This window comes from Mycobacterium sp. TH-M11, from assembly GCF_057473725.1.
Window position 1 is genome coordinate 1 of record NZ_JBYCLD010000501.1, and the last position, 2,313, is coordinate 2,313.

The window sequence follows — 2,313 nt, forward strand, 5'->3', positions numbered from 1 at the left end:
GTGCCGGTGATCTTCGGCGACGCCACCCTGCGCCAGACGCTGCAGGCCGCCCGGGTCGACCGCGCCCGGGCAGTGGCGGTGCTGACCCGCACCGACATCGTCAACATCGAGACCGGCATCGTGCTGACCGAGATGCTCGGCAAGAAGACGGCGACTCGGGAACACTGGACCGACATTCCGCTGGTGCTGCGGGTCTACGATCGCACGCTGGGTTTGGCGGTGGCGCAGCGGTTCGGCTTCGAGAACGTCCGCTCCACCGTCGAGCTGGCGGTGCCGTACTTCATCGGCGCGGCGATCGGACTGCAGGTGCTGGGCACGTTCTCGGTGGGCCAGAGTTCGTTCGTGGTCGGCGGCATGCAGGTGGCCGCCGGCAGCGAGCTGGACGGATTGCGGATGTACGAGCTGTCCAACCTGGCCCGGGTCATCGCGATCGTGACGTCCAACGGACTGCTCAAGCTGCACCCGCGCCGCGACGCCCGGCTGCACGCCGACGACACCGTGTATCTGGTCGGCCCCTACCGCGAGTTGATCGACACGCTGCGACGGGGCAGGCCGCCACGGGAGCCCAAATCCGACGACAGCGACACCGCGACGGCAAAAGCCGGCTGAGTTCTCACGCGTCGTCGAACGGCAGCGACATCCCGGTGTGCGACACGCACTCGGTGCAGGTGTGCTCGGCGCCGACCCGGCCGACCGCTTGACGGACGAGCCTTTTGAACGGCTCGATGTTCTTGGCGAATTCACCGATCACGTCGACGAGCTTCACCCCGGCACCCGTCTCGATGCCGGCATCCAAATCCGTCACTAAAGCGATTGCCGCATAGCAGATTTCGAGTTCACGAGCCAGCACCGCCTCGGGATAGCCGGTCATGTTGATCAGGGTGAAGCCCGCGGCGGCAAACCACTGACTTTCCGCTCGGGTGGAAAACCGGGGCCCCTCGATGACCACCATGGTGCCGCCGTCTACGACTTCCGGCAGCCCGGCGGCCGCCGATCGCAGCGTCGGGCAGTAAGGATCGGCGAAGGCCGCATGCGCCGCGCCGGAGTCGAAGTAGGTATCGGCCCGCCGACGGGTGCGGTCGACCAGCTGATCGGGAACCACGACCGCGCCCGGTTCGTGATCGGTGGTCAGGCTGCCGACCGCGCACGGCGCGAAGATCCGCCGGACACCGAGTGCCCGCAGCGCCCACAGGTTGGCCCGGTAGGGCACCTGGTGCGCGGGATAGCGGTGGTCGACGCCGTGCCGGGGCAGGAAGGCCACCTCGTGTTCACCGATCGATCCGACGGTGACGGGCCCGCTGGGCTCGCCGAATGGCGTGTCCAGGCTGACGCTGCGGGCAGCCGAGTCGAAAAAGCTGTAGAAGCCGCTGCCGCCGATCACTCCGATCATCTCGTCATTGTCGCCGACCGGCATGCAACGATCGGGAGGTGGCCAGTCTTGCGCAGTGGATCGCCGGTGCGCGACCACGCACCCTCCCCAACGCCGTCGCCCCCGTGCTGGCCGGTACCGGCGCCGCCGGCTGGCTGCACGCCGCAGTCTGGTGGAAGGCCCTGCTGGCGCTGGCTGTCGCGGTGGCCCTGATCATCGGGGTCAACTTCGCCAACGATTACTCCGACGGTATCCGCGGCACCGATGACAACCGGGCCGGGCCCCTGCGGCTGGTCGGCTCGCGGTTGGCCGCACCGCGGTCGGTGCTCGCGGTGGCCCTGGCCAACTTGGCGATCGCCGCGGTGGCCGGGTTGGCGCTCGCACTGACCAGCGCGCCCTGGCTGATTGCGGTCGGAGCGCTGTGCATCGCCGGGGCATGGCTCTATACCGGCGGCTCGCGGCCCTATGGTTACGCAGGCTTCGGCGAGGTCGCGGTGTTCCTGTTCTTCGGCCTGGTCGCGGTGCTCGGCACCCAGTACACCCAGGCGTCACGGGTCGACTGGGTCGGGGTGGTGCTGGCCGTGGCGACCGGCGCACTGTCGTCGGCGGTGCTGGTGGCCAACAACTTACGAGACATCCCGACCGACACCGAGTCTGGCAAGATCACGCTGGCCGTTCGATTGGGCGACAAGGGCACCCGCTTCTTCTACCAGATGCTGCTGGCCGTCGCCGCAGTCGCGACCCTCGCGCTGACCATGGCGACGCCGTGGTGTGCGCTGGGCCTGCTCGCTGCCCCGTTGGCGGTGCGGGCCGCCCAGCCGGTGCGCACCGGCCAGATCGGGCCTGCGTTGATCCCGGTACTGCGCGACACCGGCCTGACGATGCTGGTCTGGTCGATCGCGGTGGCGGCGGCGTTGACGCTGACGGGCTGAGCAGCCTGGGGC

Annotated in this window: 3 protein-coding genes; 2 read left to right on the top strand and 1 reads right to left on the bottom strand. The window is 69.0% G+C overall.

Features of this window, described 5'->3' with window-relative positions; genetic code table 11:
• On the top strand, window positions 1-609 hold a 609-nt coding region (locus AC2VOG_RS19180; protein WP_486941413.1), incomplete at its 5' end, for an NAD-binding protein.
• Window positions 610-613: 4 nt separating this feature from the next.
• Here the strand turns inward: AC2VOG_RS19180 and AC2VOG_RS19185 are convergent.
• The gene (locus tag AC2VOG_RS19185) at window positions 614-1,390 is read right to left on the bottom strand and encodes an S-methyl-5'-thioadenosine phosphorylase (protein WP_486941414.1); all 777 of its coding nucleotides are present in this window, start codon (window positions 1,388-1,390) and stop codon (window positions 614-616) included.
• Between the two features lie 38 nt (window positions 1,391-1,428).
• Between AC2VOG_RS19185 and AC2VOG_RS19190 the strand changes: the two genes are divergently transcribed.
• Window positions 1,429-2,301: a 1,4-dihydroxy-2-naphthoate polyprenyltransferase gene (locus tag AC2VOG_RS19190; protein ID WP_486941415.1), complete on the top strand. Its 873-nt coding sequence runs from the start codon at window positions 1,429-1,431 to the stop codon at window positions 2,299-2,301.
• The last annotated feature ends 12 nt before the right edge of the window (window positions 2,302-2,313 follow it).